The following is a 13,655-nucleotide window of genomic DNA, read 5'->3' on the forward strand; positions in this document are numbered from 1 at the left end:
ATATGGAAGACATACTAGCATCATTACGCTCAGACCGTCGTATACGTATTGGGTTAGTAGTAATTTTATTGGTCATTGCTTTCTTTACTTTCCTAAGAATCTCAGGCTATGGCTATGTGAGTATTAAATCCGACAATGGGGTGTTATTGAGTGCAATGCCAAGCGGAGGTGTAATCAGCGTCCTACAGGGGACCGGATCAATCTCTGGTTTCATACCCACCGGCTCATACACCATCAGCGCATCAAAGTACACTAATACGCAACAGAAGGTCTATGTAGTAAAACCTTTTTTCAACTCTGAAATAAGACTTGAAGTACCTGAAAATGTCACGGTTAAACCAGTACCCGTAGCACCGATTGAAGTGCAAAACGGAGGTTTTTCTAATACAACGGTTAAATATCTTGGTATAAACGGCAGTATATCGATATTAAGTAATGATACAAGCATAGTCCCCGTAAGTATCGAACCAAATCTTACATTTGATTCTGGCTATTGGGCTGATAGCGACCACGCAATCTTCCGCCAACCAGATACGTTATCATTCTACTACTACAACGGGAAAGAAATTATTAAAATAGAGCCACCTACAACTTTCAAATTCGATGCAAATACTCTATACACAATTGACACGAACGGTCGTATACTCTTTGCTGATAGGGGCACAATCTATACTACATCTAATATCGGAAAAACATACAGGAAAGTATATAGAAGCGACAGTAGTAGCATTACTATTAGTTCAACAAAAAATGGTGATTACATCGCCATCCTCGAAAGTAGCCCAGAGCAACGAGATGGCGTGTCTAAAGAAGAACCAAAGTTAGTTATTATCACACTTGACGGCAAAAAGATTGCTACTAAGCAAGATGTCGATGCGTATGAGATCGTCCTCTCGCCCGATGGATCTAAGATCGCGATATCTGGTGACTCAATGAATGAAGTGTTACGTATACCAGACATGTCAACCATCCTCGTTCTACCGGCAGGTAATACAAATCAGTTAACATGGAAAAATTCGTCACTACTTGTATATAACGATCAGCGCAATATATGGGCGCTAGATATAGAAAAAGGACAATCACGGCTAGTAAGCACCGTGCCATCTGGTCAATCTATTTCATATATCGGCCTTGGACAGGACGATATCTATTTCAATTCTCGAGTATCCGGTGATCTATACCAGCTTTCAAAAATATCTTTATCTAGCCCAAAACCAAAGAACGATATTGTTTATCGACTTGCACGTTTTCTTCCAACCGTCATAGATAGTGCATGCTTCATTACATACAGCAATGTTACCCAACCAAGAGTATCTATTAGTGGTATCAACGACAATCCAGTTAGCAACTGTTTGGACGAATCAAAGCAATATCTGCAAACAAATGGTATAGATTTGAATCAGGTTGAATTAGTAGTGGAATAGAGTGTAATTGTTTTAGTCGCACGATGCTTATTAGTTGAGGAAATAATAACTTGGTTATGAACAAAGAACCTAAGAAGATTTTTTTGTCTTGCAGTATCAAGTTCACCAAATACATCATCGAGTAGTACAAGTGGATATATGTCAGTGTGACGATGAACAATACTCGCTTCAATATATTTTAAAGCCAAGACAATAGTACGAACCTCGCCACGCGAGGCAGTGTCCGAGGCATGGCTTGTATTGAGTTCAATCATAAAATCATGGCGATGAGGCCCAACCGATGTTGTACCTAATAAGTGATCGCGAGCAAAATTTGCTTCGTATTGCGCAAGTAGCGTAGGGGCAGCCAATACAACATGAGTATAGCTTGCACCAAGTATGTCGCTGCCACCAGCAATTTGTCGGTAATAGCTCGTTAGCTGCTGGTTAATGATCCCAACAAAATTGTGACGTGCCGCTATGATCTGCGCACCAGTTTGACTGAGAATGATATCCCAAGAAAATAACATGTCTTGGCTAACATCGGGTCGCTTGAGTAATTTATTTCGCTGTAACAACGCACGTTCATAGCGGCGAAGATTTGCTGTATAGGTGGTGTCATATTGGCCAATGACTGTATCGAGATATTTGCGGCGGCGGGCCGGAGAGCCGCCAATGAGGCGCAAGTCATCAGGGGTAAAAAGTATAATCGGGAATTTATATTTTACCGGTAGACGCAGCGACTTCTTACCATCGACAATAAATTGTTTTATCGACTTATCACTCCTATTATCAAAGAGTATAGTGCGCCTAACCATATCGTCAGCAGTGTCAACCCGGTACCATTGATGACGAGTATTTAATATATTTTCGTCACTACCGCGAAACGAAACGCCACGATATGTCTCATAAATTGCTTCTAGTAGTGCAGTTTTTCCACTGCCGTTTTTTCCATATATCAGCGTTGTCGTAGGAGAAAAATCACAGATAAAGCTATCGTGGTTACGAAAATTCTGTACCCGCAATGTTTTCAACTTCATTCTATACTACCTAGCTTTTGAGCGGCATTATAATGTGTATGTAATTCGGTTTCTTTGCACTCACGCTAAGTACAGTAGGCGAAAGCTTGCCGCTAAATCGAAATTCTACCGTGTCACCATCGAGCACACTAAGCGCTTCGCTAATATAGCGTGAATTAAGTGTCACCTGGCCGTCGCTTGTTATGACCGCCTTTGCACTACTGGTATTTTCACCAAGCTCACTAGCAATGGAATGAACTCTGACCTCCTGGGCTTCGGCACTTGCAGTGATAGTAATACTACCGCCAGATTCACGCGCAAAAAGTCCGGCTATTTTTACCACGCGCGTTAATTCTTCGGTACCGATAGTAATGGTTGTTTCTGACTCTTTGGGAATAAGCTGGTGATAGTCAGGATAGTTACCATCAATCAGGCGACTCGTAATCTCTGCTTCTCCAACCCGAAAACGCACCTGGGTATTATCGAAAAGTACTTCAACTTCGTCGACCGTATCGCTCAGTGTACGAAGCACTTCCTGAAGACTTGATGAAGGGACGATTGCAGCAATTTGACTCTTCGTTGCAAGGAGTTTTCGTTCTGCAAGTCGATACCCATCAGTAGCCGCAAGGTAGAGCGAGCCGTCAACTGAATGCCAGTAGACACCAGTTAGGACCGGGCGCGTCGCGTCACTACTACTAGTTATAATAGTTTGATTGACTGCTTGCTTAAAGTCGGTAGCTGCAATAGTGTAACTAACCGATTCTGTTTCATCGATTGCTGGTAGTTCGGGAAACTCATCAGCCTCAATACCGTGAATAACCGAGTTATAACTACCAGAGCTGATTGTCATATGCGCACCTTTCGCAGATAGGTTGACTGTGCCTTTTGGTAGACTACTAACAAATTCACTAGCCAGTCGTGCTGGAATAGTCACCGATCCTTGCTTGGCTACTTTTGCACCAATATGATACGTACTAGCAATCTCAAGGTTTGTTGCCGCTACGAGTAGGCGATTACCTTCTGTACGAAGCAGGATATTGCTAAGAATCGGTAAACCTGTCTTATTACTAGCGACTCGGCCAACTGCCGTCAGTGCACGAGCGAGATTTTCTTGTGTTACAGAAAGTTCCATTGTAATTATAAAATCCTTTCTAACCAAAGGTGGTTATTATTATAGGTGCTGTGGAAAGTGGGTAAAAGTGATAGCGGAACAGGGGTGGGCTAGCTAGACTAACTGTGGAAAAAAGTGGTGATGAACCAGGGAATAGTATGTGGAGAAGATTGCCAGTTCTCCACATAACACTAGGCAGAATGTCTTTATGTACACAGTGGGTTGATAGCTGAACACATTTTTTACCTAACCAAGACCACAAGTTTTCCAGAGATTGTACACAGGTGAGAGGGAAATTATACATATAGCTTCTCTCTTATCTCTGCGACTTGTTCGCGGATGAGGAAATCTAGTTTGATTGATTTCTCGATTTTCTCGACAGAGTGAATTGCGGTGGTGTGGTCTTTGCGACCAAGTTCACTGGCGATTCTTGGAAAGCTAAGGTGAAGTTCGCTACGCAGTAGATACATGGCAACTTGGCGGGGAACAACGATATGTTTATCGCGTTTACTACCGCAAATTTCTTTACTATCAATCTGGAAGTGTCTGGCGGTTTTTTCAATAATCTGTCGGGGGGTAATATGTTGAGGTCGACTATGGCGAACAATACCAATTAGGCCTTCAGCCGTATGGACATCAGGCGAGATGCCGCGCATCTCCGCATAGGCAAGGAGTTGATTGAGAGCGCCTTCGAGCTCGCGAATATTTGTCTTGATATTTTTGGCGAGGTATTCGACTGTTTCACGTTCGAGTGATACACCAGACTGTGCCGCTTTTGTCTCGACAATAGCGCACCGTGTCTCAAAATCAGGCATCTGGATATCGATCGCCATACCCCACTCAAACCGACTACGAAGACGCTCGGTGAGAGTTGGAATGCTTCGCGGCGGCTTGTCGCTACCAATGATGATAGCTTTATTTGCTTGATGAAGCGCATTGAATGTATGGAAGAATTCTTCCTGAGTCTTCTCTTTACCAGCGATAAACTGCATATCATCGACAATGAGGACATCGACATTACGATAGCGGTCACTAAAACCAGTCTTTTTGAAACGAATACTATCTAAAAATTCTTTTACAAATGTTTCACTACTTATATAGGCGACTTTTGTAGTAGGACTCTTGGCGATGATTTCATTGCCAACGGCTTGTATGAGATGAGTCTTACCTAGTCCCACACCACCGTAGATGAACAGAGGATTATATTTGATGCCAGGATTAGCAGCTACCGCCTGACAAGCAGTATAGGCGAGATCATTACTGCCGCCAACAATAAAGTTTTTAAATGTATAACGAGGGTTAAGTGTTGTAGCCGGGGTTTTTGTGTTGGTACGGTTCTGAGTGATAGGGGTGATAAGTTCGTCGGCGGCTGTTGTGCCGGTCGTCTCACGGCTAATCACCCGTTTTTTTGCAGTCTTTACTTCATAGCGAATCATTTCAACACTCACGCCATTCCTTTTTAGGATATCGCGAATTTGCTGGTCAAACTTAACTTCAAATTGACGCTTGGCAAAGATATTGGCTACGCCAACGGTGATTGAAGAAGCATCCTGATCAACAATGTCGGTGTTCTTAAACCAGGTTTCAAAATTACCGTGCGAAACAGAGAGCTCTATTTCACCCAAGACACTCTGCCATAGCACATTATGCATCCCCTAGTTCTCCCTCATGTTTTGATGTCTAACTACCTATTATTGTACCGGAGTAAAATGTTTTCCACAACCAGCCGAGTGTTGTGGATTTTTTTTCGTGCTAGCAAATAACCCACGGGGGAGAGTTTATCCACAACTACGTACTACCCCTGTTTTTTCTGTGGATATAAATCGATAAAATGTGGAAAAGTAGTATAGGAAGGATACATTCTTGTAAATCAGGCAAGAAATATTGATTAAAGTGAGCTATAGAGGTATAATACTAAAGATATGCCAAAACGAACCTACCAACCACACACACGTCACCGTGCTAAAACCCACGGTTTTCGCGCTCGTGTTGCGACAAAGGCGGGCCGCGCTGTACTCAAGCGACGACGCGCAAAAGGTCGCGCTAAAGTTGCGATTTAACGGTTAACCGCCCCAAGAGTCGGGGCGGTTTTGTTATACTAGAACAATGATTGCCAAGCACCTCCGTTTCCATGGGTATGGAAGCCTTCGCTACCTTTATAAAAACGCCGATGCGGCTCGGTCGCACTATTTTATTGTTAAAGCAATTGCTAATCCTCATCGCAAATCATCACGTCTTGCAGTGGTAGTGAGTAAAAAAGTACACAAGAGTGCCTTTGGCCGAAATCGTATTCGTCGACGTCTTTATGAGGTGCTTCGCCAAGAGCTACCATCTATTACGACGGCACATGATATTGCGGTGATTGTGACAAGCGCTGAAGTCCTATCAGCTGAACACAAGGAACTGGTAACTGTACTCCACGAACTCTTGCAGCGAAGCCGTGTTATCACCTAGTGTGTCGGTGCAAGAGGTGGTATAATAACAGAAAGTCTAGGAGTTTTTGTAATGTTTGATACACTGATTGTTCACCCTATTTTCAACGCATTAATGCTACTCTATAGCATCATTCCTGGCGGTGATTTTGGTATCGCGATCATCCTTTTTACTATCATAGTACGCACACTTATGTATCCGCTTGTGCGCAGTCAGTTGCATCAGACAAAAATGATGCGCAAAATGCAGCCTGAACTGAAAAAAATTAAAGCTGCTGCGGGTGGCAATAAGCAACTTGAAGCATCGCAGCAAATGGAACTATACAAAAAATATGGTATTAACCCGTTCCGGTCGATTTTAATCCTATTAGTTCAGTTACCGATTTTTATTGGACTCTACATGGTTATTCAAGTCATCACAATGCACCGTGATCAAGTGGCGAAAAATATGTATGACGGACTAGAGTCTATACCCGCTATTCAACAAATTATTTCTGATCCGAATAATTTTAATCATTCAATGCTTGGATTTATCGACATCACTAAAACTGCTTTTAGTAGTCAAGGTGTTGATATCGCATTGCTGGTGCTAGCGATTATCGCTGCAGTGACACAATATATTATGACCAAACAGACCTCGCCAACCGGTAAGTCAAGTAAGCGGTTTAGGGATATTATGGCCGATACTGCCGCCGGTAAAGAAGCTGACCCCAGCGAGATGAGTGCTGCGATGATGGCAAATATGATGAAGATTATGCCAATTATGATGTTCTTCATTATGGTAAGCCTACCGGGTGCGCTAGCACTCTACTACACTGTTTCCAACCTTGTTGCGGTTGCGCAACAACACTACCTACTTGGTAAAGATAGTGAAGAACTTGAAGGGATCGCCGGAGAAACAATACCAGGAAAGACCCCGAAGACATCACCTGTCCCGAGTGGGGTAGCGCGAGCTAAAAAGGCCCAGCAAGGCAACATCACCCGTATCAAAGCCAAAGATAACCGCAAGGTGAAAGGTAGGTAAGTATGAACCAACAAGAATCAATTGAATTTGCACGCAAGTTTCTACAAGACATCGTATCGTTTTTCGGCGAGAATATTGAAGTTACCGCAACAAACGAAGAAGACATCATCGAACTCCACGTTGAGTCAAGTGACTTAAATAGTATATTGATTGGTCGTAATGCCGAAACGCTGCGCAGCCTGCAGTTTGTTATTAGTACGGCGCTACGGAACCAGGGGGCTAGCCTAGTGCGAGTCAATGTCGATGTTGCCGACTATAAAAAGCAGCGTGAAGAAAAAATTGCCGAAAAAGCTCGTGGCTGGATCGAGGAGGTTCGTGCAACTGGTGATAGCCATATTGCTCGTATTAATGCCGCCGACCGTCGCATCGTCCACCGTGTTGCTCAGGAGTATTCCGATATTCAGACTTTCAGTGAAGGCGAAGGTCGCGAACGTCATATTATCATTGCTCAGAAGAGTTCATAGCAGCATTAATTATGACGCAGCGCGTCAAGGTAGGCGGCGTGCGTTTGTTCAGCTGTTCGTCGCCACGAATATTTTTTTACCTGACTATATCCGCGCGCCACTAACTGTGAGCGAAGTTTTTTATTAGAAATAATTTGTTGCAGCGAATGGACGATGTCGTCGATACTATAAGGGTCAAAATAGAGTGCGGCATCGCCAAGAATTTCAGGAATACAAGTTGCGTTACTCGCGACGACCGGGGCACCATGGGCCATAGCCTCAAGGCCTGGTAGGCCGAACCCTTCCATAAGGCTAGGGAAGCAATAGGCCTCGCAGTGCTGGTAAAGCCAGTCGCGCTGCTCATCAGACACATAATCTGTAAAATGAATATTCTTATACCCCTGCTTTTCAAAGTAATTTCGGTTTGCCTTCGCATCGTCCTTTAGTCGCCCGGCAAGTACAAGCCCGAGGTGAGGATAAGCAGCTAGTAATTTTTGATGAGCTGCAGCGAGGCGACGAATATTCTTGTAGTCAGGCTGCTGACCAACATACAGCAGGAAGTGCTTGTAGGGCAGGGGGTATGGTTCGGCTTGAGTAGGGGTAATGTCGGCCGCTTCATAGGTTACGGTAATTTTTGTGGGCGATACGTGACTAAACTGCAACAAGTCTTGTTTCGTATACTCAGAAGGGACAAGTAAAGCAGTGTTTTTACGAGCTACATAGAAAAACACAAGGCGACCAACAAGCTGTTTTATATGGTAGACAATCCAATTTTTATCACTGTTCCATGTTTTTAGGAGGGTGAGATCGTGGAATGTAGTGATAGTTTTACCTCGGTAAAGAACCGGCTGTTGTGGCATACAAAAATGCACAAGGTCTGGCTCGAGTCGTTCGAGAAATTTTTTGAAACCGAACTGTTCGTTGAATGAATAATTAGCATAATCAGCCGCTTGAAGGGTGAAGTTTTTGGCGGTTGGCTGCCAAAATGACATGTCTTTAGATGGTACAAGTACCGTGTAGTGATTGTCGTGATCGATTGTTTGTAGATAGGTAAGTAGCCGCTCGATATAGCGGCCAGTCGAACTGTTGATAATCCGTGCATCGATAACAATATGCATATTGCTAGTATACGGTATTATAATAGATACCATGAAACAGCAAAGTGAAAAAAAGGAACCATCTTTGTCGGTTAAGGCTATTGCTGCCGTAGAGCTGGGTAAGACCACCCCTTTCCGTGTCTTTATATGGCGGCTACGGCGCGGGTTGCGCGATGCGCTTGGCGGAAAAGATTTATTGATTGTTGAGTCGGAAGCACAGAATGCTCGCTATAAGGCACGTGAAGTATACCGAAGTGTTAGTGCCTTTATGGCGAAGAACTTTCCTAAGCTGGTCGTCGATACTCCTATAGAGATAGCGCGCAAAATGGTGCATGACCGGATAAAGGAGCTTGGCTATTATATCGTTGAAGAAGATTTGAAAAAGCCGTGGGGTGCATACTACCGTATGGCAAGTGATGATGCCGAGCGTTTTGTTCAGGAATTTTTCCCAGGGCTTAGTCTTGTTGAAGCTAAACTTGGCCGCAAAGATGTCGAGCTGAGCCCAAAGTTCCTACTAGTGGCACCAGGGCATCGGCTTAGTTGGCAGTACCATAGTCGGCGAGCGGAACGCTGGCGATTTTTGACCGCTGGCGCCTATTATCGTAGCCATGATGACGCTATGCCTGACATACTGATTCATGGCAGGGCTGGACAAGTCGTGCAGTTTGATGCGGGGGAGCGACACCGCCTTTGCTCGGAGCCCTATAGTAAAAACTACACACTGGTAGCTGAAATTTGGCAGCACACTGACAATAGGCATCACTCAGATGAAAACGACATTATACGTCTACAAGACGACTATAAACGTTAGTGTTTTCTAAACACTAATTTTGCATAGAAAATATAATTCCAAACTAGTGATACACAGGTAGCGAGGAGTTTTGCTAACAACAGCCCCGTATCTGTATGTCCAGTTAGTACTGAGAATGCTGGCAGACTAAGTTGAATGACCACTGTTTGCAATACCCATAGCCCAAATAGTGTCACAATAACAAAAAGTAGCATTTCGCGCACAATATTGGCGCCGCTCGACTTGAACGTATAGCGCCTATTAGCAAAAAAACTGAAACTAAAAGCAGCGCTTGTCGAAATGATATTAGCAAGCCCAACTGGTAAGCCAAGGAATTTTAAGATAAATAACACGCCAAAATCAATGGCGGTATTGATGATACCCACCAGCCCAAAACGTCCTATCTGGCGGCTATTTTTTGTCACGAACAGCCTCGTGATACTCTTCGACGAGGTAGAGCGGCCGGTTCTTGGTTTCGTTAAATATCCGGCCAACGTATTCGCCAATAATGCCAATACTCAGTAGCTGCACGCCGCCCATGAACAATATAACTGCCATAGTCGAAGCGTAGCCGGGTACTGTTGGTACACCAAAAAGGGGCCGTAGTAGCAGATAAATAATATACACAAACGCAATCAATGAGATAATTGCTCCAATGAACGACGAAATCCGTAGCGGTGCAGTAGTAAAGCTGGTGATACCATCGATAGCCAAATTGATGAGTTTGGCGTAATTCCATTTTGTTTCGCCAGCCGCCCGCGGGTCGCGGTCGTAGAGAATTTCCTTTTTCTTATATCCTATCCAACTGAACATACCTTTCGTATAACGCTCGCTCTCTCGGAATGAGCGTAACGCCTCGATGCAGCGGCGGTCGAGAAGGCGAAAGTCACCAGTATCGACCTGTATCGGGATGCGGGTACTTGATTGAAGAATTTTGTAATACCACCTACTAGTTTGCTTTTTTAGTATACTCTCGCCCGCCCGGCTACGACGACGCGCAAAGACATCATCATAGCCCTGCTCCCAATACTCAATCATTTGGGGTATGAGCTCTGGTGGGTCTTGCAAATCAGCGTCGATGATCACAGCAGCATCACCCTTGACGAAGTCGAAGCCAGCACACATCGCGACTTCTTTGCCAAAGTTGCGGCTGAAGTTGACGTAACTAATACGTTTGTCGCTAGCGGCGTATTTTTTAATCAGTTCAAGTGTGTTGTCGCGGCTACCATCATTGATAAATAGAAATTCAAAATCATAACTACTATTTTCGTGAGCGAGCTTGCCAAGCCGCTCCATCAGCATTGGCAACACTTCTTCTTCGTTGTAGGCAGGAATAAGGATAGAAATAAGCTTTTTCATTACGATCTATTATAGCGCTATTTTACCTTTGCGATAAGCTCGGTAATGCTTTTGGCGGTGTGACAGCCCTGTTCGGCCAGATAGGCAGTTTTGGCGGCAGCAGTTTCGAGCTTGTTGGTGCCTAGGATCGCACCGGCGTGACCCATTTGCACCCCAGCTGGGGCCGAGTGACCGGCGATATAGGCATAGACGGGCTTGCTGACATGCTCGCGAATATAGTCGGCAGCAGCAATTTCTTCAGTACCCCCGATTTCGCCGATCATGATGATGCGCGTGATGGCGGGGTCGTTTTCGAACAGTTCGAGACATTCCGTGAACCCAGTGCCACGTACCATGTCGCCGCCGATGCCAATGATGTATTTTTGGCCGAGCCCGTGGCGTGTCAGTAAATCCATGGCTTCGTAGGTGAGCGTACCGCTACGGCTGACGACGGCCGTGTCGCCCTGGCTTGCCAGCGCGGCCGGTATGATGCCGAGCAAATTGCTGCCCGGCACTAGCACGCCCGGGCAGTTGGGGCCAATGAGCGTCGACCGACTTCCCTCTAGTTTTTTTCGCACGGCCAACATATCGTGTACCGGGATGCCTTCGGTAATACAAACGATCAGCGGCACCTCGGCGTCAATTGCTTCAAATATCGCTGCTTTAGCATGAGCGGCTGGGACAAACACGACACTTATATCGACAAGCATGTCGCGCTGAATGTCGACTATGCGAGCGTACACTGGAATCGTGTCATCGAACAATGTACCAGCTCTAGTAGGCGACGTGCCGGCGACAATAGGCGTGCCGTAGGCAATCATGTTGCGGGTATGAAAGGCGCCGTGGGTGCCGGTGATACCCTGTACAATGACGTTTTTACCGGTAAACACGGTAGGGCTCATGATTTCATTGCCTCCAAGCAACCTTCGAGGGTAGCGTATAGCGTGAGCTGCTCGGCAGCTAATAGTTCGGCGGCTTCCTGGCTGCGGTTACCGCTTAGTCGTATATAGAGCGCGGGTAACTCTGGCAGCTGGCGCTTTGCTTCAATAATCGCCTGCGCCACCGTGTCGCAGCGCACAATTCCGCCGAAAATGTTGATAATGATTGCGCTGACGTGCGGGAACTGAGTGATGCGCCGAAAGCTTTCGACTACTTTTTCAGTTGTGGCGCCGCCGCCAATATCGAGGAAGTTGGCGGGGGTGAGCCCGGCGTCTTTAACAGCATCGACGGTGGCCATCGCCAGGCCCGCGCCATTGGCAATCGTCGCCACGGTCCCTTCGTGGTTCAGTGTCACAAAATTAGAGTCGGCCGGTTTGTCCTCAAAGTCCCAATCCAGGTGCCGGAACATAGCCGCATCATCGAGTAGCATTTTGCAGTCGCCCGCCACCAGCTTGCCATCGTCCGTTAGGACCAAGGGGTTGATTTCGAGCAGAGTCGCATCGTTAGTAACAAAACAGCTATAAAGCTCCTCCACCATAGTTTGCAACACAAACGATTTCTCGGGCAGTTCTAAGTAGTCGGCGAGGCTGTCGCCAACCCCTTCGCAATTATCGTCATCAAGCTTGCGGCGAAAGAATTCGTCTGTCTGGTGCGACTCAACTTCCACGCCGCCCTCGCGATGTGCTACTAGTTCAATGGTGCCTTGCTCACGATTGATGACAAGCGACAAATAGTATTCGTGTTTAATAACGAGCAACTCCTCAATTAATAGTGAGCGCGGGCGGTAGCCCTTAATCTCAAGTTCGAAAATCTCATTGACCACTCGGTGAAGCTCATTTTCATTCTTTACTACCCTTACTCCACCCGCCTTGCCGCGCCCACCGACGGGTACTTGGGATTTCATCACCGCAGGTAGGCTAATTGTACTAAGATTACGACTCGCCACCACAACAATTCCGTTTGGAACCTTTATTCCCGCTGCTCCAAGTAGATTTTTGGCTTCGTATTCGAGTAGTTTCACTAGCTCTTCCCTGTAAATAGTTTCCTAAATTTCCGCAGACCAGTTTGTTCGGGCGGGATATCGTGCAGAATAATGCTGTCTATGTAGTCATCGCTAACCCGGCGCGATTTCTGAATTCGCCAGCGCTCTTTGAACATATGCGGGATGAGTGTCCAGCTAAGCAGGAAGCCTTTTACTGCCGGCCCGCCCCGTCCTTTTACGACGGCGTGGCCGAGGATTAAAAAGTAAGCGAGAACGAACCGAGGGTATATGTGGAGGCAAAGGTAGAGGGGCACGTTTTTTGTCAGCAGCATCGGCAGGTTTTTAAACGTTTGGGTAGTCGCAAGACCAGGCACCTTATTGGTACTGGCACTGATTTTATGATACGCAACTGCTTTAGGAGTGTAGCGAACCTTGTAACCTGCAAGTTGAGCCCGAAAACTCAGGTCGACATCTTCAAAATACATAAAGTATTTCTCATCAAAAAGCCCAATATCGCGCAGCATACTAGCCCGCGCAACAAACCCCCCGCCGGTCGAACCAAATATGCATTCGGCATCTTTTGGTGCATCTACTAGCTTAGTATTGCGTCCGCGCGGACCAGGGATACCCCAAGTAGTGTAGAAATCACCCGTACTATCAACATGCTCATGGTCGCTTCGGGCTAGAATGCCAGTTACAATACCCGCTTCTGGCAGCTGTCCGAGCTCTCTAATCAATGAATCCGTCCAGGCTTTATCGGCGACTGCATCGGGGTTGAGCGTACCAATGAATTGGTACCCCGCCTCTAGCGCAGCAGTAAAACCAAGGTTGTTTCCCCCAGTGTATCCATCGTTTTTCGGGCTTTCGATGAGCCGTAAGTGGTCGGTATCCTTGGTTACGATATATTGTCGAATTTGTTCTACCGAATTGTCGCTTGAGGCATTGTCAACGATAAATATATCTGGCTTAATCGACTCCTGTGTAAGCAGCGAATCAACGCAGCGGAGAGAATCTTCGGCGCAGTTCCAATTGAGAACAATAATTGCAAGTCTGTTTTTCGTCACCTTCTTATCATAT

15 protein-coding genes are annotated in these 13,655 nt (G+C 45.8%); 6 read left to right on the forward strand and 9 right to left on the reverse strand.

From position 1 onward, the window contains the following. The first annotated feature begins 2 nt into the window (after window positions 1–2). Window positions 3–1,424, forward strand: coding sequence for a hypothetical protein (locus IPM09_04800; GenBank protein QQS21801.1), 1,422 nt, complete (start codon window positions 3–5; stop codon window positions 1,422–1,424). On the opposite strand, the gene recF is transcribed toward IPM09_04800, so the two are convergent. The 3 genes from recF to dnaA all read right to left on the reverse strand — a co-directional run bounded on the left by recF (window position 1,400) and on the right by dnaA (window position 5,185). Continuing rightward, complete coding sequence (recF, locus tag IPM09_04805) at window positions 1,400–2,443, reverse strand: DNA replication and repair protein RecF (protein ID QQS21802.1); 1,044 nt, start codon at window positions 2,441–2,443, stop codon at window positions 1,400–1,402. The genes IPM09_04800 and recF overlap by 25 nt on opposite strands. Before the next feature lie 10 nt (window positions 2,444–2,453). After that, window positions 2,454–3,554: a DNA polymerase III subunit beta gene (gene dnaN / locus IPM09_04810; protein ID QQS21803.1), complete on the reverse strand. Its 1,101-nt coding sequence runs from the start codon at window positions 3,552–3,554 to the stop codon at window positions 2,454–2,456. A 275-nt stretch (window positions 3,555–3,829) separates the two neighbouring features. Then, window positions 3,830–5,185, reverse strand: a complete 1,356-nt coding sequence (dnaA, locus tag IPM09_04815; GenBank protein QQS21804.1) for a chromosomal replication initiator protein DnaA — start codon at window positions 5,183–5,185, stop codon at window positions 3,830–3,832. A gap of 270 nt (window positions 5,186–5,455) precedes the next feature. On the opposite strand from dnaA, the gene rpmH reads away from it, so the two are divergent. Genes rpmH through IPM09_04835 form a run of 4 tightly spaced genes read left to right on the forward strand, consistent with a single transcriptional unit; the run spans window position 5,456 to window position 7,453 of the window. Beyond that, on the forward strand, window positions 5,456–5,593 hold the full coding sequence (gene rpmH, locus IPM09_04820; protein ID QQS21805.1) for a 50S ribosomal protein L34: 138 nt from the start codon (window positions 5,456–5,458) through the stop codon (window positions 5,591–5,593). A gap of 46 nt (window positions 5,594–5,639) precedes the next feature. After that, the gene (gene rnpA / locus IPM09_04825; GenBank protein QQS21806.1) at window positions 5,640–5,987 is read left to right on the forward strand and encodes a ribonuclease P protein component; all 348 of its coding nucleotides are present in this window, start codon (window positions 5,640–5,642) and stop codon (window positions 5,985–5,987) included. Between the two features lie 51 nt (window positions 5,988–6,038). Further along, window positions 6,039–6,989 carry a YidC/Oxa1 family membrane protein insertase gene (locus IPM09_04830; GenBank protein QQS21807.1) on the forward strand — a complete coding sequence of 317 codons (951 nt, stop codon included), beginning with the start codon at window positions 6,039–6,041 and terminating at the stop codon, window positions 6,987–6,989. Between the two features lie 2 nt (window positions 6,990–6,991). Further along, window positions 6,992–7,453 carry a KH domain-containing protein gene (locus tag IPM09_04835; protein QQS21808.1) on the forward strand — a complete coding sequence of 154 codons (462 nt, stop codon included), beginning with the start codon at window positions 6,992–6,994 and terminating at the stop codon, window positions 7,451–7,453. A 5-nt stretch (window positions 7,454–7,458) separates the two neighbouring features. On the opposite strand, the gene IPM09_04840 is transcribed toward IPM09_04835, so the two are convergent. Next, window positions 7,459–8,550: a glycosyltransferase family 4 protein gene (locus IPM09_04840; GenBank protein QQS21809.1), complete on the reverse strand. Its 1,092-nt coding sequence runs from the start codon at window positions 8,548–8,550 to the stop codon at window positions 7,459–7,461. 31 nt (window positions 8,551–8,581) lie between these two features. On the opposite strand from IPM09_04840, the gene IPM09_04845 reads away from it, so the two are divergent. Beyond that, complete coding sequence (locus IPM09_04845; protein QQS21810.1) at window positions 8,582–9,340, forward strand: hypothetical protein; 759 nt, start codon at window positions 8,582–8,584, stop codon at window positions 9,338–9,340. Here the strand turns inward: IPM09_04845 and IPM09_04850 are convergent. Genes IPM09_04850 through IPM09_04870 form a run of 5 tightly spaced genes read right to left on the reverse strand, consistent with a single transcriptional unit; the run spans window position 9,337 to window position 13,642 of the window. Further along, window positions 9,337–9,705 (reverse strand): GtrA family protein, encoded by a 369-nt coding sequence (locus IPM09_04850; protein QQS22475.1) that lies wholly within the window; start codon window positions 9,703–9,705, stop codon window positions 9,337–9,339. The two genes, IPM09_04845 and IPM09_04850, sit on opposite strands and share 4 nt — an antisense overlap. A 25-nt stretch (window positions 9,706–9,730) precedes the next feature. Beyond that, window positions 9,731–10,678, reverse strand: coding sequence for a glycosyltransferase family 2 protein (locus tag IPM09_04855; protein ID QQS21811.1), 948 nt, complete (start codon window positions 10,676–10,678; stop codon window positions 9,731–9,733). A gap of 17 nt (window positions 10,679–10,695) precedes the next feature. Next, complete coding sequence (sucD, locus tag IPM09_04860; GenBank protein QQS21812.1) at window positions 10,696–11,559, reverse strand: succinate--CoA ligase subunit alpha; 864 nt, start codon at window positions 11,557–11,559, stop codon at window positions 10,696–10,698. Further along, window positions 11,556–12,617 (reverse strand): hypothetical protein, encoded by a 1,062-nt coding sequence (locus IPM09_04865; protein ID QQS21813.1) that lies wholly within the window; start codon window positions 12,615–12,617, stop codon window positions 11,556–11,558. Before IPM09_04865 ends, sucD begins: the two co-directional genes overlap by 4 nt. Beyond that, a complete protein-coding gene (locus IPM09_04870) occupies window positions 12,617–13,642 on the reverse strand; it encodes a glycosyltransferase family 2 protein (GenBank protein ID QQS21814.1) in 1,026 nt (341 codons plus the stop codon). Before IPM09_04870 ends, IPM09_04865 begins: the two co-directional genes overlap by 1 nt. Window positions 13,643–13,655 lie beyond the last annotated feature (13 nt).

It is taken from the genome of Candidatus Saccharibacteria bacterium, from assembly GCA_016700015.1.
In the GTDB taxonomy this organism is placed as follows: domain Bacteria; phylum Patescibacteriota; class Saccharimonadia; order Saccharimonadales; family Saccharimonadaceae; genus Saccharimonas.

Excerpts from the sequence above, each read along its gene's own strand:
- IPM09_04800 (QQS21801.1), top strand. The coding sequence starts at position 3 with ATGGAAGACATACTAGCATCATTACGCTCAGACCGTCGTATACGTATT.
- recF (QQS21802.1), bottom strand. The coding sequence starts at position 2,443 with ATGAAGTTGAAAACATTGCGGGTACAGAATTTTCGTAACCACGATAGC.
- dnaN (QQS21803.1), bottom strand. The coding sequence starts at position 3,554 with ATGGAACTTTCTGTAACACAAGAAAATCTCGCTCGTGCACTGACGGCA.
- dnaA (QQS21804.1), bottom strand. The coding sequence starts at position 5,185 with ATGCATAATGTGCTATGGCAGAGTGTCTTGGGTGAAATAGAGCTCTCT.
- rpmH (QQS21805.1), top strand. The coding sequence starts at position 5,456 with ATGCCAAAACGAACCTACCAACCACACACACGTCACCGTGCTAAAACC.
- rnpA (QQS21806.1), top strand. The coding sequence starts at position 5,640 with ATGATTGCCAAGCACCTCCGTTTCCATGGGTATGGAAGCCTTCGCTAC.
- IPM09_04830 (QQS21807.1), top strand. The coding sequence starts at position 6,039 with ATGTTTGATACACTGATTGTTCACCCTATTTTCAACGCATTAATGCTA.
- IPM09_04835 (QQS21808.1), top strand. The coding sequence starts at position 6,992 with ATGAACCAACAAGAATCAATTGAATTTGCACGCAAGTTTCTACAAGAC.
- IPM09_04840 (QQS21809.1), bottom strand. The coding sequence starts at position 8,550 with ATGCATATTGTTATCGATGCACGGATTATCAACAGTTCGACTGGCCGC.
- IPM09_04845 (QQS21810.1), top strand. The coding sequence starts at position 8,582 with ATGAAACAGCAAAGTGAAAAAAAGGAACCATCTTTGTCGGTTAAGGCT.
- IPM09_04855 (QQS21811.1), bottom strand. The coding sequence starts at position 10,678 with ATGAAAAAGCTTATTTCTATCCTTATTCCTGCCTACAACGAAGAAGAA.
- sucD (QQS21812.1), bottom strand. The coding sequence starts at position 11,559 with ATGAGCCCTACCGTGTTTACCGGTAAAAACGTCATTGTACAGGGTATC.